Genomic DNA, 19,805 nt, shown 5'->3' on the forward strand with positions numbered 1-19,805 from the left:
ACGTCCGCGACGATCCGGAGGTCACCCCGATGCCGACGATCACTCCCGACCACCTGCACGCCCTGCTGGCCTCCGCCGACCGCGGCGCGGCGCTCGTCGTCGTCGGGGGGCGCGCCACCGTGGTGCCCACCGAGCCCGGCGGCGACGGCCCCGAGGGCGCCTTGGTGATCACCACGCGGGACGCCGTCATCGCCGAGCTCGACACCGGCGCGAACGAGGAGCGGATCGAGGCGCTGGCCCAGCGTCTGGACGTGGCTCTGGACAGCCTCGGCGGCTGATCCTCCACCCGCCCCCCGTCCCGGGGTGTCACCCGGCGCCGGTCTCGCCGGCGCCGGGTGCCTCGCTGTCCTCCGGCGTGCCCTGCCGGGGCGTGTTGCGGGGCGCGCGGGTGCGGCGGCGGTGGCTGGTGTCGCAGAACGGGTAGGAGCGGCTGCGCCGGCACGCGCACAGCGCGACCAGCCACCGGTCCGACACCGCCGTGGAGCCGTCCTCCAGGACGACCTCGACCGGGCCCTCCACCAGCACCGGGCCGCCTGGGACCATCCGCACCCGCCGCCGGTCCCCCGCGGGCCGCATCCCGGGGACGGGCTCAGGCCGGTTGGCGTTCGCGGGCATGCCCCTCCTCCTCCCCGCCGTCGGCGCCGCCGCCCGGCGCGCCGATCCGGTCGGCGCGCACGACGACGAGGTCCTCGTGCCGCTGCCCCGGCCCCAGCAGCCCCCGCGCCGCCAGCCTCGCCGCGCGGCGCCGCATCACCGGCCCGAACGGCTCCCGGTGCCGGGCCACCACCGACGCTCGCATCCCCGCGGCGCGCAGCGACACCAGCGTCGCCGCGACCCCGTTCAGCGCCGAGTGCACGAGCAGCAGCGTCCCCGACGGCGTCAGATGGCGGGGCGCCCGCTGGCAGATCCGGTCCAGCAGCACCCGGCCGTCCCGGCCCGCCTCCCACGCGCGTGCGCGTCCCCGCACCGCGGCCGGGTCGGCGTCCCCCGCCACGTATGGGGGGTTGGCGACGATCACGTCGAACACCTCCCCGGCGACCGGCGCGAACAGGTCGCCGCGCAGGACCCGGACCGGCAGGCCCCGCACCCTGGCGTTCACCCGCGCGGCCAGCACCGCGGGCGCCGACACGTCCACGGCGACGACCTCGCAGCCGGCGCGCGCCGCCGCCAGCGCCACCGCACCGGTCCCGGTGCCGAGTTCCAGGACCCGGGCGCCCGCCGGGATCCCCGCGCGGGCCAGCGCCTGCCCCAGCGCGCCGGTCAGCAGCGAGGTGTCGGACTGCGGCCGGTACACGCCCGGCGGTCTCAGCAGCATCATCGACTCCCCTTTCTCACTCGCCGGCCCGGGCGGTGGGCGCGTCCGGGAGCGGGCGGCGCAGCGCCGGGCGGCCGGCCCGCCAGCGGTCCAGCAGGAGGGCGCCCAGGCGGTCCTCCAGCAGCCCGGTCGCGCGCACGCCCAGCGCCACGTCGTCGGCCAGGCCCGGTTCGTCGGCCAGCAGCGCGCCGATCACGTCATGGCGCAGGACCTGCTCGTGGACGGCGTCGGCCTCGATGTGCTCGGTGTAGAACAGCAGGGCGCGCGGGCCCGCGCCCAGGCGCTCCAGGGCCCCGGCCATCCGCCGCGCGGACGGCGCCGTGGTGATCTCCGCCGCGGCGAAATGGCCGACCAGCGCGCCGCGCAGCGACCTCCGCAGCCCGAACAGCGACATCATGTTCACCGTGGCGAGCATCTGCGCGGGGGCGGCGTCCACGTAGGCGCCGTAGGAGGAGTCCAGGTCCAGGTCGTCCAGGAGCCCGGCGTACAGACCCTGGTGGATCATCTCGGGGCGGCCGCCGCCGAACTCGTCGTTCTCGACCGCCACCAGCGCGGTCTTCGCGCGGCCGCGCAGCCGCGGGATCACCCAGGCGTGCGGGTCGGCCTCCTTGAGGTGGTAGACCGACCGCAGGGCCGCGTGCTCGCGCAGCTGCCACCGCTCGCCGTCCTCGCGCAGATGGTGGGAGACGCCGCGGGCGTCGGCCGGTTCCACCAGCAGGTCGTGGAGGGCTTCCTCGACGTCGGCGCCGCCGGGGGCGTCGCGGCGCAGCGCTGCCAGGAACGTCGTCTCCAGGGCGGCGCGCAGCCGCAGCAGCGCCGGGTCCCATTCCCAGTCCGGGTCGACGCCGGCGAAACCCCGGTAGTGCAGTTCGTAGCAGGCGTGCAGGGCCAGCTGCAGGTCGTCGCCGTAGGGGTCGGCGGACGTTGCGGCGGCGGTGCCGGGGAGGCGTGCCGGGTCGCCGGGCGGCGGGCCGCTCCGCAGCGCGGTGATCACGGCTAGTGACAGTGGGCCGCGCGGCGGTGGCAGGGCCGCCGCGTCGCGCGGGTCGGCCCGGGGCGGGGCCGGGGAAGCGGTCATGTCTCCTCCGTCGTGAGGGGGTCGTTCGTCTTGAGGGGGGCGTCCGCCTCCGGTACCCGTTCACACGCGTCCCATACGTCCGGTTTCTCCTCAATGGGCACGTCGGGCGGGGTGCCCGGCCGTCCGGCGGGCCGGGCCGGCGCGGTCTGCCGCGCCAGCATCTCCACCACCGCGCGGGGTCCGCCGCGCCGGGCCGCGCGGCGCTGCCGGTCCGCGCCCGTCCCGGCGCGGCGGGCCGTCCCCAGCAGCGCGAGCACGGTGTCCAGGTCCCCGGTGGCGGCCAGGGCGGGCGCGGCGCGCGCGACCATGTCGTCCACCCGCCGCCACGCCGGGACGGGCCGCCGCGCGACCGGGTCGGCCAGCGCGCCGTCCAGGCCGCGGCGCGAGGCGGTCCACAGCGCCGCCGCGCACAGCTGCGCGTCCGCCCGCGGCGCCTCCCGGCCCGCCGCCAGATCGGCCAGCGCCGCGCCGACCAGGCCCCGCACCAGCGCCGCCTGCAGCACCGCCTCGTCCGCGGTCGCCGCCGTGTCCGCCGCCCGCACCTCCACCGTCGGCCACCGCGGCGACGGCCGCGCCAGCCAGAACGTCATCGCCGCGTCCACCAGCACGCCCGCCTCCACCAGCGCCGCGACCCGCGCGTCCCATTCGGCCGCCGACGCCGACCACGGCGGCACCCCCGCTCCCGGGAACCGCGCCATCTCCACCGCCCGGCGGCTCGCGTAGCGGGTCTCGCGGCCGTGGTCGAACGGCGAGTTCGCCGACAGCGCCAGCAGCACCGGCAGCCACGGCCGCAGATGGTTCACCACCGCCACCGCGGTCTCGCGGTCCGGAACCCCGACGTGCACGTGGCAGCCGCACGCCTGGTAGTCCTCCACCACGTCCCCGTAGGCGTCGGTGATCGCGGCGAACCGGTCGCCGCGCGCCGCCGGCGGCGGACGGCCGCCCAGCACCGGCGTCCCCGACGCCACCAGCCGGGCGCCGCCCGCCCGCGCCGCCGCCGCCAGCCGCTCCCGCCCGAACCGCAACTGCGCGCCAAGGGCCGCCAGGTCGTGGCACACCCCCGTCACCGCCTCCACCTGCGAGGTCAGCAGCTCGGCCTGGAACGAGCCGCGCGACCGCGCCCACCGGTGCGGGCCCACCGCCGACAGGACGCGCCCGGCGTCCGGGACGCACTCCCCCGACACCCCGTCCACCAGCAGGAACTCCTCCTCCACCCCGATGCTCGGGCCCGGCGACCGGACGCCGCGCACGGTCCCCGGCCCGCCGGAGGGCCGCCCCGCCCCATCGGGTCCTCCGCCGTCGCGTCCTTCCCCGTCATGGCCTCCTCCGCCGCCTTGCCCTCCCGTGCGGTGTCCGCCAAGGTGCCCGCCCCTGTGGTGTCCGCCCATGTGGTGCCCCCCTCGATCGTGCGCGCGCCGTCCCCGGGGGCCATGCCCGTCCAGGACGTCCGCTCCCGCCGGGGGCCAAGATCCTTTCCGTCCGCCCGCCTCGGGCGTGTGACCGGATCGTTCCGCATCGCGCCGCTATGATGCCTGCCGCGGCGCACTCGCCCCGGCCAGGATCGAGCGTATGAACCGAGCGCTCATCGTCATCGACGTCCAGGAGTCCTTCCGCCGCCGCCCCAACTGGGAGGCCGTGTCGGCGCCCGACATCGTCGCGCGCACCGCCCGCCTGGCCGCCGCGGCCCGCGAGGCAGGCGACCTGGTCGTGTGGATCCTGCACGCCGACCCCGGAAGCGGCGGCGTGTTCGACCCCGGCCTCGGCCACGTCCGCCTCATGGACGGCCTGTCGCCCGCACCCGGCGACCCCGTCCTCACCAAGACCTCCCGCAACGCCTTCACCACCACCGGGCTCCAGCAACTGCTGACCGCCCGCCACGTCGGGGAGGTCGTCGTCTGCGGCATCCAGACCGAGCAGTGCTGCGAGACCACCGCCCGCCTGGCCGCCGACCTCGGCTACCGCGTCACCTTCGTCACCGACGCCACCGCCACCTTCCCCATCGAGCACCGCGACGCCCCGCCCGGCCGCGCCCTCGCCGACATCCTCGCCGACCCCGCCACCCTGCCCACCGACCAGATCATCGCCCGCACCGAGTACGCCCTGGCCGGACGCTTCGCCGACATCGCCTCCATCGACGACCTCGCACCCGTCGACGACCTGGCGCCCGCCGCGCGGTAATGTGACCGGATCGTGAACCGCATCGTCTTCCTGCTCGTCCCCGGACTGCACCTGCTCGACCTCGCCGGCCCCGCCCAGGTGTTCTCCACCGCCGCCGACACCGGCCTGCCCTACGGGCTCGCCTACGTCGCCGACCACCCCGCCGGGGAACCGGCCGACGGCACGGAGGGCGGGCGGGAAGACGTCCTCACCGCTCAGGGCCTGCCGCTGCGCGCCCCCGCCGCCTGGCCCGACCTCACCGCCGCCGACACCGTCCTGGTCCCGGGATGGCGCTGGGGCATCCGCCCACTGCACGCCCCGCCGATCTCCGGACACGCCGCCCGCCGCCTGGCCGCCCACCACGCCGCAGGCGGCACCGTCGCCAGCGTCTGCGCCGGCGCGTTCGCCCTCGCCCACGCCGGCCTCCTGGACGGCCGCCGCTGCACCACCCACCACCAGCTGCAGGACGCCCTCGCCCGCCGCCACCCCCGCGCCACCGTCGTCCGCGACGTCCTCTACGTCACCGACGGCCGCGTCGTCACCTCCGCCGGCATCGCCAGCGGCATCGACCTCGCCCTGCACATGGTCGCCGCCCGGCACGGCCCCGGCGCCGCCGCCCGCATCGCCCGCACCATGGTCGTGTACGCGCGCCGCAACGGCGACCAGCCGCAGGCCGGCGTCATGCTCCGCCACCGCGCCCACCTGTCCGACGCCGTGCACCGCGCGCAGGACCTCATCGACACCGGCTACACCCGCCCCCTCCCCCTGCACCGCCTCGCCGCCGCCGCGGGCGTCAGCGAACGCACCCTCACCCGCCGGTTCGCCGCCGCGACCGGCCTGACTCCCCTGCGCTACCAGCAGGAACTGCGCCTGGAACACGCCGAGCACCTCATCGGGCAGGGCGCCACCGCCGACACCGCCGCCCGCGCCGTCGGCTTCACCGACGCCCGCATGCTCCGGCGCCTGCGCGCCCGCGCCTAGACCCGGCCGCGGGCCGGACGCACGGGTCCGACCGCACGGATCCGACCGCACGGGGTCCAGCCGTGCAGGGTGAGGCGCCGGGTTCAGCCGTGCAGGGCCACGTAGGGGGCCAGCGCCAGCAGGCACACCACCAGCGCGCCCTTCAGCGCCGCCGCCGGGACCGCCCGCGCGATCACCCAGCCCGCCAGCACCCCCGCCAGCTCCGGGACGCCCACCAGCGCCGCCAGCGGCCAGTCGACCGCGCCCGCCGCGACGTACCCGACCGTCCCGATCCCGGCGATCACCACCGACTGGGCCTGCGCCGCCGCCAGCGCCGGCAGCACCGGCATCCCGAGCGACACCAGCAGGGGGACGCACAGCAGCGGCCCCCCGACACCGAACATCGCGCCCGCCACCGCCACCCCCGTCCCCACCGCGACGGCCGCCGGCCACCCCGGCCCGCCCGCCGCCTCCGCACCGCCCGGGCGCCGCGACAGCACCAGCACCGCGACCAGCGCGACGAACACCCCCAGCAGCACACCGAACACCCGGCCCGTCACCAGGCCGTTCGCCAGCACGCCCAGCGGCGTCCCGGCGACCGCCCCGGCCGCCAGCAGCGCCGCCGTCCGGCGGGTCCCCGCCTCCCGCAGCTGCCCCGACCGCGTGTAGACGGCCGTACCCAGCAGCCCGGTCGCGACGCTCGTGACGATCGCCGTCCCCGCCACCTGCGCCGGCGACAGCCCGGTGAACGCGAACAGCCCGACCGTGACCAGCACCCCGCCCGGCCCCACCGCCCCGATCCCGACCCCGGCCACCAGCCCCAGCAGTACCAGCCCCGCGAGCACCCCCGGCTCCAGCACCGTCACCGGCCCGCACCTCGCCTCCACGACCGCACGTCCTGCACCGCCGCTCGCCCGCCGGTCCGACGGCAGGGCGCCGACCAGCGTAAGCCACCCGCCCGCCCGGACCACAAGGGCTCGGCGGCGGTTGCCACCGGGGAGGCGGAGCGTCAGCCGCGGGGCGGCCGGGCCAGGGCGCCGGACAGGAACAGGGTGGTGACGGCGGCGCTGGCCTCCTCCACGCCCAGGCGGTGCCGGATGACGCGGGAAACGACGCCCTCCAGGAGGCTGAAGTACAGCTCGGCGAGCGTGTGGACGGGCAGGTCGCCGCGGAAGCAGCCGCCGGCGGCGCCGCGCTCGAACACCGCCCGCAGCGGGCCGGCGAGCTGCCGCTCGACGCGGCGTGCCTCCCGCGGCGTCTTGTCGAACAGCCCAAGCGCCCGGTACCTGCTGGTCGCGGCGATCGTCGCGCGGGTCATCCGGGCGACGGCCTCCTCGATCGGCACCGAGTCCAGGCGGGCGTCCTCCAGCCTGGCCGTCAGGTCGGCCAGGGCGGCCTCGTAGAGCCCGTACAGCAGCGCGTCGCGGCTGGGGAAGTAGCGGTAGAGCGTCTCCCGCGCGACCCCGGCGGCCTCGGCGATGTCGGTCATGCTCGCCGCCTCGCCGTGCTCGGCCAGGACCGTGGCGGCGACGTCGAGGATCCCCGCCCTCACGTTGTCGCCGATGACCGTGCCCCTGCCCATCGCCGGAAGCGTACACCGCCGTCCCCGCACGCGACGGCCTGTCCAGGCGACGGGCACCGGTATCGCACCGATGACCGGAGTCCCGCCGGAACCGGGACCGGATCGGGTGGCCCCGGCCCGGACGAGACCATCCAGCACCCGCTCCGCCGGGTGACCGGCCGATAGCGTGGCGGCGATGCCCGCGATGCGGGCCTGCCCGGCGACGCGGCGGACGACCTCGGCGGCGTTCTCCTCGCCCCGGCGCCCGGTCGAGTTCCGAACTGCCCGGACCTGCGAAGCCGGCGGAGCAGACCAGGTGTCCGCGGCTGGTCGCGGCGTTCTTACCGGCGCCCCAACCTGGGAAGGACACCTCAATGGAAATCCTGTACTCCAAGGACGGCACCCGCATCGCCTGCGACCGGACCGGCGACGGCCCTGCCCTCGTCCATGTCGGTGGGGCGCTCAACGACCGCGGCTCCGGCGCCGCGCTCGCCGATCTGCTGGCGGACCGGTACACCGTCCTGACCTATGACCGGCGGGGCCGCGGCGACAGCGGCGACACCCCGCCCTACGCCGTCGACCGCGAGATCGAGGACCTGGCCGCCGTCCTCGACGCGGCCGGCGGGTCCGCCGCGGTGTACGGGATGTCGTCGGGCGCCGTGCTCGCGCTGCGCGCCGCCGCCCGCGGGCTGCCCGTGACCCGGCTCGCGCTGTTCGAGCCGCCGTTCCACTCCGGCCATGACGACCGGCTCACGAGGTCGCGCGCCTACAACACCGAGCTGACCGGGCTGCTGGCCGACGGCCGCCGCGGCGACGCGCTCGCCCTGTTCATGGGCAGTGTCGGGATGCCGGAGGAGATGGTGCGGCAGGCGCGGAACGCGCCGATGTGGCCCGCGCTGGAGGCGCTCGCGCCCACGCTCGCCTACGACTCGGCGGTCATGGACGACGCCTCCGGCGGCGCGATGCCCGAGGCCCTCATCGCGCGGGTCACCGTGCCGGCGCTGGTCCTGTCCGGCGGCGACAGCCCCGCCTGGATGGTCGACACCGCCCGCCGCGTCGCGGCACTGCTGCCCGCCGGGACGCACCGCGCCCTGGACGGCCAGACCCACGACGTCGCACCCGACGCGCTCGCGCCCGTCCTGGCCGGGTTCCTCGCCTGACCCGGTTCCTCACCCGCCCGGGCCGGCGGTCACCTCACCGGGACCTCGATGTGGCCGGGCGCGCCGCGCCGCACCCGGGCGCGCCCGGCGGTGACCTCGGCGGCCCACGCCTCGAACGTCCCCAGATCCGCGACCTGCACCGCGACGTCGGCCTCCACGGCCGTCCCGTAGCGGACGTCGGCGGGCTGGTGGCCGGCGGCGTGCAGGTCGCCGAGGAACCGTCCCGCCAGGGCGTGGTCCACGCCCACGGTGACCGTCACGACCGGGCGCAGCTCCACGACGCCGACGGCGTCGACGGTGTCGGCGACCGCCTGAGAGTAGGCGCGCACCAGGCCGCCCGCGCCGAGCTTGACCCCGCCGAAGTAGCGGGTGACGACCGCGACGGTGCCGGTCAGGCCGCGCCGCACCAGGACCTCCAGCATCGGGACGCCCGCCGTCCCGGCCGGTTCGCCGTCGTCGCTGCTCTTGGTGATCTCGCCGTGCGCGCCGACCACGTAGGCGGTGCAGTTGTGGGTGGCGTCGCGGTGCGCGCGCCGGTGCCCGGCGACGAACGCCGCCGCCTCGGCCTCGTCGGCGACGCGGGCGAGCGTGCAGATGAACCGGGACCTGCGGATCTCCAGCTCGCGCGTGCCGCCCTGTCTGATCATGCGCATGACGTCTCCGAGTCTAGGTTCGGCTCGGCATCACGACCATGCTGGGCCGGCCGGGTCCGAGAGTCAGACCAGGTCGACGAGGTCGGCGATCGAGGAGACGACGCGGCTCGGGCGGAACGGGAACCGGGCGATCTCGTCCTTGCGGGTCACACCGGTCAGCACCAGGATCGTCTCCAGCCCGGCCTCGATGCCGGCGACGATGTCGGTGTCCATCCGGTCGCCGATCATCGCGGTCCGTTCGCTGTGCCCGCCGACCACGTTCAGCGCCGTCCGCATCATCAGCGGGTTCGGCTTGCCGACGAAGTAGGGCTCCACGCCCGTCGCCCGCGTGATCATCGCCGCGACCGCGCCGCACGCGGGCAGCGACCCCTCCGGGGAGGGCCCGACCGGGTCGGGGTTGGTCGCCACGAACCGGGCGCCGCCCTCGATCAGCCTGATCGCGCGGGTGATCTGGGAGAAGCTGTAGGTGCGGGTCTCGCCGAGCACCACGTAGTCGGGGTCGATGTCGGTGAGGACGAAACCGGCCTCGTGCAGCGCCGTCGTCAGCCCCGCCTCCCCGATCACGTACGCCGACCCCTCGGGGCGCTGGTCGGCCAGGAACCGGGCGGTGGCCAGCGCCGACGTCCAGATCGACTCCGCGGGGACCTGCAGGCCGGCCGCCGCGAGCCGCGCCGACAGGTCCCGGCGGGTGTAGATCGAGTTGTTGGTGAGGACGAGGAACGGCGTGCCGGACGCCGACAGCCGGCGGATGAACTCCTCGGCGCCGGGCACGGGACGGCCCTCGTGGACCAGGACGCCGTCCATGTCCGACAGCCAGTACTCGATCGGCCTGCGTTCCGTCATTCCCTCATTGTCGCAGGCGGGGATCTTCGCTCGGGCCGCCCGGCCCGGGAGTCCGCCGCGTGCGGGGGCGTTGACCCGCACGTGATGCGGATCATAGATTCTCGGCACGGCGCACCTCGTCGTGTCCGGCGTTCGGGCCGCGCGGCGGGAGCGCCGGTCACCCCCGCGGGAGGCGCGACGTGCAGGACCGTGACGTGCAGGACGCTGACGTGCAGGGCCGTGAGGCAGGGCCACACGTGCGGGCGGGCGAGTTGCCGGGCATCGCCGAGGTCAGGGCGGCGATGACCGCGCCGGGGCGGCTGTTCGAGATGGACGAGGCCGACATCCGCGGCGTGCGCACCCGGGTCTGGAAGAACGCCCCGCGCACCCTCCGCGAGATCCTGGAGATCTCCCGCGTCCACGGCGACGCCGACTTCCTCGTCTACGGCGGCGACCGCCTCACCTTCGCCGAGCACTACGCCCGCGCCGCCGCGTTCGCGCGGCGGCTCGTCGACCGGTACGGGGTGGCCAAGGGCGACCGGGTCGCGATCGCGATGCGCAACTATCCCGAATGGTCGGTGGCGTTCTTCGGCGCCGCCGCCGCGGGCGCGATCGTGGTGCCGCTGAACGCCTGGTGGAGCACGGCGGAACTGGAGTACGGGCTGGCCGACAGCGGCGCCAAGCTCCTCGTCGCCGACGCCGAGCGCGCCGCTATGCTCGCCGGCGTGCTGCCGGGTCTCGGCGTCGCCTGCCTGGTCGCCCGCCCGGACGGCCCCCTCCCGGACGGCGCCGAATCGTTCGACGGCGTCCTCGGCGACACCGGCGACCCGGCCGCGGCGTCGCTGCCCGAGGTGGCGATCGGGCCCGACGACGAGGCCACCATCTTCTACACCTCCGGCACCACGGGACGTCCCAAGGGCGCCCTCGGCACGCACCGCAACATCACCACCAACCCCGTCAGCCTCGCCTACGGACTCATGTCGGCCGGGGTCCGCGCCGGCCGGACGCTCGAAGAAGTGACCGTGCCGCAGCGGCGGGTCACGCTGCTGAGCGTCCCGTTCTTCCACGCCACCGGCTGCCATTCGGTGCTGGTGACCAGCGCGCTGCAGGGCGGCACCGTCGTGCTGATGTACAAGTGGGACGTCCGTAGGGCGCTGGAGCTGATCGAGCGGGAGCGGGTCACCGGGTTCGGCGGCGTGCCCACCATGGCGTGGCAGGTGCTGACCTCCCCCGACTTCGGGGAGTTCGACACCTCCAGCCTCACCGGCGTCAGCTACGGCGGCGCCCCCGCCGCGCCCGCCCTGGTCGACAAGATCAGGGAGCGGCTGCCCGAGCGGGTGCCCGGCAACGGCTACGGCCTGACCGAGACGTCGTCGGTCACCACCTACAACGGCGGCGTCAACTACCTGGAGCGGCCCGACAGCGTGGGCCCGCCCGTCGCGGTCTGCGACGTCAAGGTCGTCGGCCCCGCCGGGGACGAGCTGCCGGCCGGCGAGGTCGGCGAGCTGCTGATCAAGGGCCCGAACGTCATCAAGGGCTACTGGAACAAGCCCGACGCGACCGCCGCCGCTTTCGTGGACGGCTGGTTCCACAGCGGCGACCTGGCCCGCCTGGACGCCGACGGGTTCGTCTACATCGTCGACCGCGCCAAGGACATGCTGATCCGCGGCGGGGAGAACATCTACTGCGCCGAGGTCGAGGCCGCCCTGTACGAGCATCCGGCGGTCGCGGACTGCGCCGTGATCGGCGTCCCCCACCAGGTCCTCGGCGAGGAGGTCGGCGCGGTCATCGTGCCGCGTCCGGCGGCGGAGGTGACCGGGGAGGAGGTCCGGGCGTTCCTGCGCGAGCGGATCGCGGCGTTCAAGGTGCCCGCCCACCTGTGGGTCCGGGACGAGCCGCTCCCCCGCAACCCCGGCGGCAAGATCCTCAAGACCCGCCTGCGGGAGGAACTCCTCGGCTGACCCGGAACGCCGAACGGGGCGCCCCGGGAAACCGGGACGCCCCGCGAGCTCGAATGGGCGCTCGGACGATCACGCCTCAGGCGATCACGTCTCAGACGATCACGTCTCAGACGTTCACGCCGAAGTCGGAGGCGATGCCCGAAAGGCCCGAGGCGTAGCCCTGGCCCACCGCACGGAACTTCCACTCGGCGCCGTTGCGGTACAGCTCGCCGAACACCATGGCGGTCTCGGTCGAGGCGTCCTCCGACAGGTCGTAGCGCGCGATCTCGCTGTTGTCGGCCTGGTTGACCACGCGGATGAACGCGTTGCGGACCTGCCCGAAGTTCTGCTGGCGGCCGTCGGCGTCGTAGATCGACACCGGGAACACGATCTTGGAGACCTCGGCCGGGACCGTGTTGAGGCCGACCTTGATCTGCTCGTCGTCGCCCTCGCCCTCACCGGTCAGGTTGTCGCCGGTGTGCTCGACCGAGCCGTCGGGGCTCCTGAGGTTGTTGAAGAACACGAAGTGCTGGTCCGACAGCACCTTGTTCTCCGCCGAGCACAGCAGGGCGCTGGCGTCGAGGTCGAAGTCGGTCCCGGTGGTGGTCCGCACGTCCCAGCCCAGACCGACCACGACGGCGGTCAGTCCGGGAGCCTCCTTGGTCAGCGAGACGTTGCCGCCCTTGCTCAGACTGACTCCCACTGTTGTCTACCTCCGTATCGGGACTGCGGGTGCGATCACCCGCGATCGGCCTGTCTTACGAGAACGGTAGCCATCCCGCGCCGGTTCCCCCGCCTCCTTGGAGAATTCGCGGCGTGGCGTGCCATTTCGTCCGGTACGGGGGCAGGGGGCGCCCCGGCGAGGAACGCGGTGGCGCGGTACGGGACCGCAGGCGGCGCATGACGGCGACCTGCATCAGGTCGCGTGAGTGCCGAGCCGGGTCCCCCGGCGGGACCCGCCGGGGGGGTGGCCGTGCACACGCTCCGTCCGGGCGCTTGGCGACGGGTTCAGCCAGGGGGGCGTCCAGGGGAGGTTTTTCAGGGCCTTATGGGTGACGCCTGGGAGATGGAGGACGCAGCGGTTCGGGTGCGGAGTCGGGCAAGGAAGCGGGCAGTGTCGACGATGGCACGGCGGTGGGTTCCCCGGCAGACGGTGGCGGCATCGTCGTGAGCGTGGACACCGTAGGTGAGCTGAGTGCCCTCGACGGCGGTGAGTTCGACATGGACGGTCAAGGTGACGCCGGGCGGCGTAGGGGCCTGGTGGCTGAGGTCGACATGGACGCCCAGGGTCTGCTCGCCGTCTTCCAGGTGCCCGTCCAGGGCGCGCATGCACGTCCATTCCACGATACCGACCAGGTAGCCGGTGGCCAGTACCGGAGGCAGGGCGGCGAAGTGGTCGGATTCGGGCAGCAGGTGCGGGACGGTGCGGTCAGGCGGCACGACGTAGTCCAGTTGGGCGGTCAGGCCCGGCTGCAGCGAGGCACGCATGATGGTTCTCCTGGCGAGTGGCTGGTTCAGTCGCCGGTGGCGACGACACCGGCCTTTTCGATCATGAGGACGGCGCTGCGGACCGGCACGACGGGCCGGTGCAGCATTCCCGCCGGGACGGTGAACGCCTGCCTGGGGCCGAGCTCGACCGTGTCGCCATGCTCCAGTTCGATGCGGAACAGTCCGTCCAGGACGAAGAAGAACTCATCTTGATCGTCGTGCTTGTGCCAGTGGAACTCGCCCTGCATGACGCCCAGCCGCACCCACACGTCCCCGATCTGGACAAGGGTCTGGTTGTACCAGGGCTCGTCAACCTGATCGATCAGCGCTTGCACGTCCATGGTCTGCAGAGCGGCGAACAGAGGCTGGTAGTGGATGGCGTAGTCGGTCTGCGGCAAGGCTTCCTCCTCGTTCGGACTTTTGGGGGTTCGGCGGCGAATGCGGGGGGGGCGGCGATGCGCGCGTAGCCCTCGGTGGTCAGGGCGATCGAGCGGTCCGGCCGGGCGGCGTCGAGGTACAGCCGCGGCGAGTCCAGCAGCTTCGGGTCGACGACGAGTTCAAGCCGGGGGTCGTAGCTGAAGGGCAGCACGGCGCCGCGCACGCCGCCTGCCTGCTCCCCGGCTCCGCGACCGCCTCATCCAGCTCACCATTCACCGCTGAGCAGCTCCTTCGCCCGGGCGATCCTGGTCTCGTCGCGCTGGTAGAACACCCACTGTTTGATCTTGGTGCCGCGCACGAGGCCGGCCTGCGACAGCACCTTCAGATGCTCACCGCAGGTCGGCTGGCTCACCCCGAGCTTCTGCGCGATGAACAACGAGCACACCCCGTCGCGGACGAGGTCGCCGTCGCGCTGCGGAGGGAAGTGCCGTTCGGGTTCGCGCAGCCACTCCAGGATCTGCAAGCGCTTGTCATTGGCCAGGGCTTTCACCAGGTCGACATCCAACACCAAGGCATTATGGCATTTAGCTAAGTACCTGTCTATCAACGGTCTCGGGAGTTCCCCGCCCACGACACGGCCGCTTGTCGCCGTGCTGCGGGCCGTCGCCGGGATGGTCGCCCTGACCTCCCTCTTGAGACGGCGGACGCCCCGGGCCGGGTGGCCTCGGGGCGTCCGCCGTTCTCCAGCGCGCGGGGTCAGCGCTTCAGGGAGCGCAGGACCTGGCGGGACTCGGCGCGGCGGTCCCACGCGACCGCCGCGAACACGACGGCGAACGCGGCGGGCATGAGGCTCCACGCCGGCTCCAGCACCAGCACCTGGGTGAGGACCGCGCCGGCCATCAGGCCGATCAGCCCGGTCGCGGCGAGCCCGGCCAGCCGCGGGATCACCAGCCCGATCGCGCCCGCGATCTCGACGAGGCCGGTCGCGTACCGGAACCACTGGCCCCAGCCGATCTCGGTGAACGTCTCGACGGCGTCGGCCTGGCCGACCAGCTTCGGCAGCCCCGAGGCGATGAGCAGGAACGCGGCGAGCAGGATCTGCGCGGCCCACAGCGCCCTGCGCCGGGCGCGGCCGCCGCCGCCGGCGGCGGTGTCGGACTGGGCGCGGTGCGACTGGATCGCGTGCGACTGGATCGCGTGCGACTGGATGGCGTGCGGCTGGGCGGTGCGCAGCTGGGCGGCGTGGGCGGTCTGAGCGGCGTGGGCGGTCATGGCGGTGGTCCTTCCGTAGGTGCGTCTCATCGGCCTTTCACTGACGCGTCGCACGGGCCGCGCCCGGATCGACATCCCGCCGGATTTTTCTTCAAGATTTTTTTCGGAGCCGTGTCGTCCCAGGTGGGAGCGGTGAACGGGTCACCACGGGGACAGGACGAGCGCCTGGACGGCGAGCGCGGTCGCCGCCTGCGCGGCCAGCCAGGGACGCGCGGCGCGACCGTGCAGGGACGCGATGATCAGCGGCCACGCTGCGAACGGCAACCAGATCCGCTCGACCTCGCCGCGCGTCACCCCGGACACGTCCAGGACGAGAACCCCCGCCAGTGCCGCGGCCGCAAGGACCGCCACCGCCGGTGGGACGGCACGCGGGACGGACCGGGCCGCGCGGCGCGGCGTCCCGAGCGCGGCGGGCAGTGCGCGCGCGGTGGCGGGCCCGGTGAGCAGGCCCAGCACCGCGAGGTTCGCAGGCAGGAAGTAGGTGTAGGAGCGCTGCGCCGACCCGCGGCTGATCAGGTAGGTGCCGAGGGTGGCGCGGACGCCGTCCGGCCACCAGAACCCCAGCAGCGTGAACGCGGCGGGCGCCGCGGCCAGGCCCGCGCCCAGCGCCGCGATCACGGCGGCCCTGGGGCGGGTCAGCAGCAGCACCGCGAGCGGCACGGCGTACAGCGGCAGCAGCCCGTAGCTCAGGTAGGGCAGGCAGCCCAGCAGCAGCCCGCCCGCCACGGCGGCGGGGACGGCGGCCCGCATCCGGCGGCGGCGGGCGGCCAGGGCGAGCAGTGCCGTGCCCCACGCGCTCACGGCCAGGAAGAACGCGTCCATCGTGGTCGCGATCCACACCGCCAGCGGCGCCAGCACGAGGAACGGCACCGCGGCGCGCGCCGCGCCCTCGCCCACGACGTGCCGCACGGTGACCGCGATGGCGGCGGCCGCGGACGTGCCCGCCGCGATCAGGAACGCCGCCGCCCAGCCGGCGCCGCCGAGCCCGGCCTTCTCCAGCGCCCACAGCACCAGCATCGGCAGCGGCGGATGGCCCCGCACGTGCGTGGTGTAGCCGCCGAGCCGCTCGGTGAACGTCCGCACCCATCCGAGGGGGTCGGGACGCAGCTGCGCCAGGTTCGCCGGGTACTCGGTCGGGGCGTGCAGCGGCGCGGCGAGGGCGTCCCAGCCGTCGCTCACCGCCAGCGTCACCGTCCACGCGGCGGCGCCCGCCCAGGCCAGCGGCGGCAGCGCCCGCCACGGCAGCCGCGCCGCGAGCGGGGGCAGCGCCGCCACGGCCGCGGCCGCGAACCCCGCGGCGGGCAGCATCGTCCAGGTCAGGGGCCGTTCCCGCGCCTGCGCGTGCAGCGGGGGCAGCCGGTCCTCGGTCGCCAGGCCGGCGCGCCGCAGGTACCAGCCGGCGGTGAACGCCGCCGCGATACCGGCCGCCCACACCGCGACCGCGACCCACCCGGGCCATGCGCGCCGCGCCCGCGGCCCCGCGTCGGCCCTTCGCCGCTCGCCCGTGAGGGTCACCGTGCCCGTCCTTCGTGACGCGGGCCCGCCGGCCGGCGCCGGCCGAACATCCGTGCCGCGACCGCCGCGGCCGCGATCACCGTGATGGCCGCAAGGACGATCGCGAGGTTGCGGCCATAGGGCAGCGGGAGGCGGGACGGCTCGTCGGGGCGGCGGCCGTAGCCGAGGACGAGCGGCAGCGCGACCGCGGTGACGCATGCGGCGATGACGAGCGCGGCCCGGACGGCGCCCCGGCAGGACGCGGGCAGGCGCCCGGTGGCCAGTCCCGCGCCCAGGACCACCGGGACCAGGACGCCGTCGTGCAGGATCGCCGCCCCGGCGAACCATGCCGCCCAGCGGGCGACGGGAACGTCGGCGACGACGCCGCGCACGCCCACGCCGATGAGCGCCAGGCCCGCCGCGTACGCCGCGATCCGCGTCTTCACGAGACCACCAGCCGGTGCACCCATTTGGTCTGCATGACCCCGGGCCGGTTCGGCGAGATCAGCCGGCAGGGGAAGCCGTGGTCGAGGTGGAGGGGTTCGCCGTTCAGGCCGAGGGCCAGCAGGGTCAGCGGGTCCTGCCAGTGCGGCGGGTCGACCCGCGAGGTGCGGTAGAGGCCGCTGGGCTGCAGGGACTCGACCAGCACCCGCGCGTCGTCGTCGACGCCGGCGAGGGCCAGGACGTCCCGTAGCCGCACGCCGTGCCAGTTCGCCTCCACGCTCCACCCCTCCACGCAGGCGATGGGGAGCCGCGCGGTGTGCTGCGGCAGGGCGCGCAGTGCGGCCGGTGCCAGGGTGACCTCGCGGGCGACGCGGCCGGTCACGGTGAGCCGCCAGGCGGGGTCGCGGGCCAGGGCGGTGACGCCGGTCGCGGCGGCCGACTTGTTGACCGGGACGCCCTGCGGGCCGGTGCCGGGACGGCGGGGCGCCAGCACCGCCAGCCGCGCCAGCGGCGTGACCGTCTGCCCCACCGTGGTGAGCACGATGACCCCGCCGGCGCCGGCGGCGGTCAGCAGGAACCCGCGCCGGTGCACGGTGTCGTGCGGCCGGGTCATCACGGTCCGGCGCGCCTTGCCGCCCTCGTTGGCGACGTGGATGAGCAGCGCCCCGGCCAGGATGTAGGCCGTCCAGTAGTGCGCGGTGGTGAAGTAGAACCGGAACACGTACCAGTAGGCGATGTTCAGCACGCCGGTGACGTACTGGAACAGCGCCGCGCCGACGAGGACGAATACCAGCAGCCGCTGCACGCCGTGGCCGATCGAGCGGACCGGCGGCCACTGCCACAGCTTCGGGTAGACCGTCCACAGTTTGGCCAGCAGGAGCGGCACCGTCGCCAGGCCGCCGATGACGTGGACGCCCTGGGTGACCCGGTACACGTTCACCGGACGCGACGGCCAGAGCATCCAGCCGGCCGGGTGCTGCATGAAGTGGCTGACGAGCCCGGTCCCGAACGAGACCGTGACGCTGACGCCGAGCGCGATGCCGAGCCAGGACGCGACCCGCTCGTCGTGCAGCCGGCTGGTGAACCGCGCCGGCATCTCCCGCAGCACGCGCGGCGGCTTCGGGAACGCGGCCTTGGTGAGCGCGTTCCTCAGCGACGCAGGGCGACGAACCATCGGCCCGCCTCCTCCCACAGTTCGGTCACGGTCGCCGAGCAGCCGGCGGCGAGCCCGGCGGCGGCGTCGGCGGACACGTGCGCCCAGGTGAACCACTCGCCGACCGCGCCGCCCGACCGCAGCCGCAGCGGCTCGACGCGGGACGCGGCGCCGGGCGGCTCGACCTCGGCGAGGACCCGGCCGCCGGGGGCGAGCAGCGCCAGGACGCGGCGCAGCAGCGCGGCGGCGTCGCCGCCGATGCCGATGTTGCCGTCGGCGAGCAGCACGGTGCGCCAGCGCCCGGCGCCGGGGACGCGGCCGAACACGTCCCGGCACAGGGCGGGGCCGCCCGCCGCGACGGTCAGCGCGACCGCGGCCGGGGCCAGGTCGATGCCGAGGACGGGGACGCCGCGCCGGGCGAGCGCCACGGTGAGACGGCCGGGTCCCGAGCCGACGTCCAGGGTGGCGCCGGCGCAGCGGTCCAGCAGGCCGGCGTCGCCGGGCCGGGCCGCCAGCCAGTCCTGGACGGGCAGCGGGCGGCGGCGGCCGTCGGCGTGCTCGATCTCGACCGGGGCAAGGCCCCGCAGCGCCTCCTCGTACAGTTCCCCGATCATGCCGGGACGGTCCTGAATCCGAGGCCGCGCAGGGTGGCGGCGAACCGCCCGCCGCCGGCGAGGGCGGCGACGGCGTGCGCGTCGGCGGGGGTGTCGACGTCGGTCAGCTCGGGCAGGAGCCCGGTGTCCAGCCCGGCGCCGCGCAGCCGGGCGAGCTGGACGGCGCCGGTGTCGGGCCGCGACATCGGGACCCCGCGCAGCAGCCGCGGGTCGGGGCGGCGGAGCCCGAGCAGCCAGAAGCCGCCGTCGGACGCGGGGCCGAGCACCGCGTCGCGCCGCCGCAGCTCCCGGGCGGCGCGGGCGAGGAGCGCGGGCGTGACCTGCGGGGTGTCCATTCCGATGAGCACGAGGGGGCGGCCCGCCCACGCGTCGGCGAACGCGGCGGCCAGGCGCTCGTCCAGGCCGCTCCCGCGCTGGGCGAGGACGGTGAACCCGTCCGGCAACCAGGGGCCGGGCGCGCCGGCGAGCGCGAGGGTCCGCCGCCCGGCGGGGGCGGCGGCGACCGCGGCCAGGGTGTCGCGCAGCGACGCCTCGGCGAGCGCGGCGGCCTCCGCCGGCGTGTAGAGGGGCGTCAGGCGGGTCTTGACCAGTCCCGGCACGGGCTCCTTGGCGATCACGATGAGGTCGGCGGTCCCGGACGGGCTCACGGGGAGGCCTCCGCCAGGACGCGGCGCATGTCGCGGACGGCGCGGACCGTCCCGCCGAGGGTCCCGGTGACCTTCGACACGCCGGTGCGGGGACGGTAGGCGACGTCGATCTCACCGATCCGCCATCCGGCGCGGGCGGCGCGCAGCACCGTCTCCAGGGGGTAGCCGAACCGGCGGTCCCGCACGCCGAGCGCCAGGAGGGCCTCGCGGCGGGCGGCGCGCATCGGGCCGAGGTCGTGCAGGGTGGTGCCGGCGCGCCGGTTCAGGGAGCGGGCCAGGACGGCGTTGCCGAGGCGGGCGTGCGGCGGCCACGCGCCGCGCCCGGTGGGCCGCCGGCGTCCCAGCGCCAGCCCCGTCCCGCCCGCCGCTTCGAGGCCGGCGAGGGCGGCGGCCAGGCGCGGCAGCTCGGCCGGGTCGAGGGAGGCGTCGGCGTCCATCACGCACACGATCTCGGTCGCGGCGGCCAGGAGCCCGGCGTGGCAGGCGGCGCCGAAGCCGCGGTCTGGAGCCTCGACGACGCGGGCGCCGTGGCCGGCGGCGACGGCCGCCGAACCGTCGGTGGAGGCGTTGTCGACCACCAGGGGCCGGAAGCCGGCGGGCATCCGGGCCAGCACCCAGGGCAGCGCCTCGGCCTCGTCGAGGCACGGGAGAACGACATCGATCATGGGA

Annotated in this window: 24 protein-coding genes; 5 read left to right on the forward strand and 19 right to left on the reverse strand. The window is 75.5% G+C overall.

From position 1 onward, the window contains the following. The first annotated feature begins 29 nt into the window (after positions 1–29). The gene (locus SM418_RS12315; protein WP_371945645.1) at positions 30–278 is read left to right on the forward strand and encodes a hypothetical protein; all 249 of its coding nucleotides are present in this window, start codon (positions 30–32) and stop codon (positions 276–278) included. A gap of 28 nt (positions 279–306) precedes the next feature. Here the strand turns inward: SM418_RS12315 and SM418_RS12320 are convergent, their stop codons facing one another. From SM418_RS12320 to SM418_RS12335, 4 genes are read right to left on the reverse strand one after another with little or no spacing between them, the layout of a single operon-like run. Then, entirely contained in the window at positions 307–615 is a 309-nt protein-coding gene (locus SM418_RS12320; protein WP_371945644.1) for a CDGSH iron-sulfur domain-containing protein, read from the reverse strand. Continuing rightward, entirely contained in the window at positions 590–1,318 is a 729-nt protein-coding gene (locus tag SM418_RS12325; protein WP_371945643.1) for a HemK2/MTQ2 family protein methyltransferase, read from the reverse strand. The genes SM418_RS12320 and SM418_RS12325 overlap by 26 nt, the downstream gene beginning before the upstream one ends. A 13-nt stretch (positions 1,319–1,331) precedes the next feature. Continuing rightward, positions 1,332–2,393, reverse strand: coding sequence for an iron-containing redox enzyme family protein (locus SM418_RS12330; protein ID WP_371945642.1), 1,062 nt, complete (start codon positions 2,391–2,393; stop codon positions 1,332–1,334). After that, entirely contained in the window at positions 2,390–3,643 is a 1,254-nt protein-coding gene (locus SM418_RS12335; protein ID WP_371945641.1) for a carboxylate-amine ligase, read from the reverse strand. Before SM418_RS12335 ends, SM418_RS12330 begins: the two co-directional genes overlap by 4 nt. Positions 3,644–3,962: 319 nt before the next feature. Between SM418_RS12335 and SM418_RS12340 the strand changes: the two genes are divergently transcribed. Together SM418_RS12340 and SM418_RS12345 are read left to right on the forward strand one after the other, a co-directional pair. After that, on the forward strand, positions 3,963–4,571 hold the full coding sequence (locus SM418_RS12340) for a cysteine hydrolase family protein (RefSeq protein WP_371945640.1): 609 nt from the start codon (positions 3,963–3,965) through the stop codon (positions 4,569–4,571). Positions 4,572–4,583: 12 nt separating this feature from the next. Next, positions 4,584–5,531: a GlxA family transcriptional regulator gene (locus tag SM418_RS12345; RefSeq protein WP_371945639.1), complete on the forward strand. Its 948-nt coding sequence runs from the start codon at positions 4,584–4,586 to the stop codon at positions 5,529–5,531. A gap of 83 nt (positions 5,532–5,614) precedes the next feature. On the opposite strand, the gene SM418_RS12350 is transcribed toward SM418_RS12345, so the two are convergent. Continuing rightward, complete coding sequence (locus SM418_RS12350; protein WP_371945638.1) at positions 5,615–6,376, reverse strand: sulfite exporter TauE/SafE family protein; 762 nt, start codon at positions 6,374–6,376, stop codon at positions 5,615–5,617. A gap of 143 nt (positions 6,377–6,519) precedes the next feature. Further along, a complete protein-coding gene (locus SM418_RS12355; protein ID WP_371945637.1) occupies positions 6,520–7,092 on the reverse strand; it encodes a TetR/AcrR family transcriptional regulator in 573 nt (190 codons plus the stop codon). A gap of 353 nt (positions 7,093–7,445) precedes the next feature. Between SM418_RS12355 and SM418_RS12360 the strand changes: the two genes are divergently transcribed. Continuing rightward, a complete protein-coding gene (locus tag SM418_RS12360; protein ID WP_371945636.1) occupies positions 7,446–8,231 on the forward strand; it encodes an alpha/beta fold hydrolase in 786 nt (261 codons plus the stop codon). Between the two features lie 29 nt (positions 8,232–8,260). Here the strand turns inward: SM418_RS12360 and SM418_RS12365 are convergent, their stop codons facing one another. Beyond that, a complete protein-coding gene (locus SM418_RS12365; RefSeq protein ID WP_371945635.1) occupies positions 8,261–8,884 on the reverse strand; it encodes an IMPACT family protein in 624 nt (207 codons plus the stop codon). 63 nt (positions 8,885–8,947) lie between these two features. Further along, positions 8,948–9,727 (reverse strand): HAD-IIA family hydrolase, encoded by a 780-nt coding sequence (locus SM418_RS12370; protein WP_371945634.1) that lies wholly within the window; start codon positions 9,725–9,727, stop codon positions 8,948–8,950. A 179-nt stretch (positions 9,728–9,906) separates the two neighbouring features. Here SM418_RS12370 and SM418_RS12375 point away from each other — a divergent pair, with 179 nt between their 5' ends. Further along, on the forward strand, positions 9,907–11,667 hold the full coding sequence (locus SM418_RS12375) for a class I adenylate-forming enzyme family protein (protein WP_371945633.1): 1,761 nt from the start codon (positions 9,907–9,909) through the stop codon (positions 11,665–11,667). A 106-nt stretch (positions 11,668–11,773) separates the two neighbouring features. Here SM418_RS12375 and SM418_RS12380 read toward each other — a convergent pair whose 3' ends face one another. The 11 genes from SM418_RS12380 to SM418_RS12430 all read right to left on the reverse strand — a co-directional run bounded on the left by SM418_RS12380 (position 11,774) and on the right by SM418_RS12430 (position 19,801). Next, positions 11,774–12,349, reverse strand: coding sequence for a TerD family protein (locus SM418_RS12380; RefSeq protein WP_371945632.1), 576 nt, complete (start codon positions 12,347–12,349; stop codon positions 11,774–11,776). A 335-nt stretch (positions 12,350–12,684) separates the two neighbouring features. After that, positions 12,685–13,134: a thioesterase family protein gene (locus SM418_RS12385; RefSeq protein ID WP_371945631.1), complete on the reverse strand. Its 450-nt coding sequence runs from the start codon at positions 13,132–13,134 to the stop codon at positions 12,685–12,687. A gap of 26 nt (positions 13,135–13,160) precedes the next feature. Beyond that, positions 13,161–13,532 (reverse strand): cupin domain-containing protein, encoded by a 372-nt coding sequence (locus SM418_RS12390; RefSeq protein WP_371945630.1) that lies wholly within the window; start codon positions 13,530–13,532, stop codon positions 13,161–13,163. Positions 13,533–13,777: 245 nt separating this feature from the next. Next, positions 13,778–14,080, reverse strand: coding sequence for an ArsR/SmtB family transcription factor (locus SM418_RS12395; RefSeq protein ID WP_026213792.1), 303 nt, complete (start codon positions 14,078–14,080; stop codon positions 13,778–13,780). 188 nt (positions 14,081–14,268) lie between these two features. Beyond that, complete coding sequence (locus SM418_RS12400; RefSeq protein ID WP_371945629.1) at positions 14,269–14,784, reverse strand: DoxX family protein; 516 nt, start codon at positions 14,782–14,784, stop codon at positions 14,269–14,271. Between the two features lie 141 nt (positions 14,785–14,925). Beyond that, the gene (locus tag SM418_RS12405; RefSeq protein ID WP_371945628.1) at positions 14,926–16,299 is read right to left on the reverse strand and encodes a hypothetical protein; all 1,374 of its coding nucleotides are present in this window, start codon (positions 16,297–16,299) and stop codon (positions 14,926–14,928) included. Further along, positions 16,296–16,724 carry a hypothetical protein gene (locus SM418_RS12410; RefSeq protein WP_371945627.1) on the reverse strand — a complete coding sequence of 143 codons (429 nt, stop codon included), beginning with the start codon at positions 16,722–16,724 and terminating at the stop codon, positions 16,296–16,298. Before SM418_RS12410 ends, SM418_RS12405 begins: the two co-directional genes overlap by 4 nt. Further along, positions 16,721–17,896, reverse strand: coding sequence for a molybdopterin-dependent oxidoreductase (locus SM418_RS12415; protein WP_371945626.1), 1,176 nt, complete (start codon positions 17,894–17,896; stop codon positions 16,721–16,723). The genes SM418_RS12410 and SM418_RS12415 overlap by 4 nt, the downstream gene beginning before the upstream one ends. After that, positions 17,872–18,489 carry an SAM-dependent methyltransferase gene (locus tag SM418_RS12420; protein ID WP_371945625.1) on the reverse strand — a complete coding sequence of 206 codons (618 nt, stop codon included), beginning with the start codon at positions 18,487–18,489 and terminating at the stop codon, positions 17,872–17,874. The genes SM418_RS12415 and SM418_RS12420 overlap by 25 nt, the downstream gene beginning before the upstream one ends. After that, positions 18,486–19,136: a TIGR04282 family arsenosugar biosynthesis glycosyltransferase gene (locus SM418_RS12425; protein WP_371945624.1), complete on the reverse strand. Its 651-nt coding sequence runs from the start codon at positions 19,134–19,136 to the stop codon at positions 18,486–18,488. The genes SM418_RS12420 and SM418_RS12425 overlap by 4 nt, the downstream gene beginning before the upstream one ends. Then, entirely contained in the window at positions 19,133–19,801 is a 669-nt protein-coding gene (locus SM418_RS12430; protein WP_371945623.1) for a glycosyltransferase family 2 protein, read from the reverse strand. Before SM418_RS12430 ends, SM418_RS12425 begins: the two co-directional genes overlap by 4 nt. Between the last annotated feature and the right edge of the window lie 4 nt (positions 19,802–19,805).

The organism is Actinomadura chokoriensis (genome assembly GCF_041463665.1).
GTDB lineage: Bacteria > Actinomycetota > Actinomycetes > Streptosporangiales > Streptosporangiaceae > Spirillospora > Spirillospora chokoriensis_A.

What these genes read in the sequence shown, in the direction of transcription:
- SM418_RS12315 (WP_371945645.1), top strand. Translation starts at nt 30, where the DNA reads ATGCCGACGATCACTCCCGACCACCTGCACGCCCTGCTGGCCTCCGCC.
- SM418_RS12320 (WP_371945644.1), bottom strand. Translation starts at nt 615, where the DNA reads ATGCCCGCGAACGCCAACCGGCCTGAGCCCGTCCCCGGGATGCGGCCC.
- SM418_RS12325 (WP_371945643.1), bottom strand. Translation starts at nt 1,318, where the DNA reads ATGATGCTGCTGAGACCGCCGGGCGTGTACCGGCCGCAGTCCGACACC.
- SM418_RS12330 (WP_371945642.1), bottom strand. Translation starts at nt 2,393, where the DNA reads ATGACCGCTTCCCCGGCCCCGCCCCGGGCCGACCCGCGCGACGCGGCG.
- SM418_RS12340 (WP_371945640.1), top strand. Translation starts at nt 3,963, where the DNA reads ATGAACCGAGCGCTCATCGTCATCGACGTCCAGGAGTCCTTCCGCCGC.
- SM418_RS12355 (WP_371945637.1), bottom strand. Translation starts at nt 7,092, where the DNA reads ATGGGCAGGGGCACGGTCATCGGCGACAACGTGAGGGCGGGGATCCTC.
- SM418_RS12360 (WP_371945636.1), top strand. Translation starts at nt 7,446, where the DNA reads ATGGAAATCCTGTACTCCAAGGACGGCACCCGCATCGCCTGCGACCGG.
- SM418_RS12365 (WP_371945635.1), bottom strand. Translation starts at nt 8,884, where the DNA reads ATGCGCATGATCAGACAGGGCGGCACGCGCGAGCTGGAGATCCGCAGG.
- SM418_RS12370 (WP_371945634.1), bottom strand. Translation starts at nt 9,727, where the DNA reads ATGACGGAACGCAGGCCGATCGAGTACTGGCTGTCGGACATGGACGGC.
- SM418_RS12385 (WP_371945631.1), bottom strand. Translation starts at nt 13,134, where the DNA reads ATGCGTGCCTCGCTGCAGCCGGGCCTGACCGCCCAACTGGACTACGTC.
- SM418_RS12400 (WP_371945629.1), bottom strand. Translation starts at nt 14,784, where the DNA reads ATGACCGCCCACGCCGCTCAGACCGCCCACGCCGCCCAGCTGCGCACC.
- SM418_RS12415 (WP_371945626.1), bottom strand. Translation starts at nt 17,896, where the DNA reads ATGGTTCGTCGCCCTGCGTCGCTGAGGAACGCGCTCACCAAGGCCGCG.
- SM418_RS12420 (WP_371945625.1), bottom strand. Translation starts at nt 18,489, where the DNA reads ATGATCGGGGAACTGTACGAGGAGGCGCTGCGGGGCCTTGCCCCGGTC.
- SM418_RS12430 (WP_371945623.1), bottom strand. Translation starts at nt 19,801, where the DNA reads ATGATCGATGTCGTTCTCCCGTGCCTCGACGAGGCCGAGGCGCTGCCC.